This window comes from Oleiphilus sp. HI0066 (genome assembly GCF_001635725.1).
Genome location: NZ_LWFH01001354.1, coordinates 1 through 794, shown reverse-complemented (window position 1 = coordinate 794; position 794 = coordinate 1). Strand labels below are relative to the sequence as shown.

The following is a 794-nucleotide window of genomic DNA, read 5'->3' as shown; positions in this document are numbered from 1 at the left end:
CTGCGTACCGCACCCATATCAGGATTGAACAACTCTTCTGCTTCTTCGATTTCTGTAAAGTCAACGTCAGCTGATACTTCAGAACGAAAACGACCAGAGCCTAGTACCGGATCAAGAATACTTGTGATTCGATTATTTAGAACCGACTCTATCTTGCGCGAGTATTCAAATTCACGAGAAACTCTTGCGTCTTCTTCCGTTTCGTTATTCTTAGAAAGCAAATTACCTCGCTGATCTACGACAGTCACGTCACTCTTCATCATCTCGGGTACGCTACCCGCAACGAGGTTAACGATTGCTTCAACCTGCTCTCTTGAAATACCACGCATAGCGGGAACTTCGATCAATACAGAGGCTGATGGTTTGCGTGAATCGCGAACGAAAACGGAACGCTTTGGAATTGCAAGATGGACACGTGCGTGTCGGATATTTCGGAAACTAGAAATCGTGCGTGAAAGCTCACCTTCTAGTCCGCGCTTAAAACGAGTCGACTCCATAAACTGGGAACTACCCAAACCTTGGTCTTGATCTAGTAGCTCATAACCTATCGATTGATCAGACGATATTCCGACAGCGGCCAATTTTATTTTTGCTTGATACAGTTGCTCTGACGCAACTAGAAGCACCCCACTCTGAGGGTCAACTTTAAAATCTATGCCATTTAAATTTAGTACCCGCGTCACTTCTTCCATATCTTGCGCTGCGATGTTTTGCATGGCGGGTTGGTAATTTGGCTCTTGTAACCAGAGGACTAACGCAAGACCTAGTGCAACACTGCCCGCCAAACCAATCAT

1 protein-coding gene is annotated in these 794 nt (G+C 45.5%); it reads right to left on the bottom strand.

Annotated features, from left to right (window positions below; all coding sequences use genetic code 11):
* A partial coding sequence (fliF, locus tag A3738_RS20330; protein WP_068763813.1) for a flagellar basal-body MS-ring/collar protein FliF occupies positions 1-794 on the bottom strand: 794 nt, incomplete at both ends.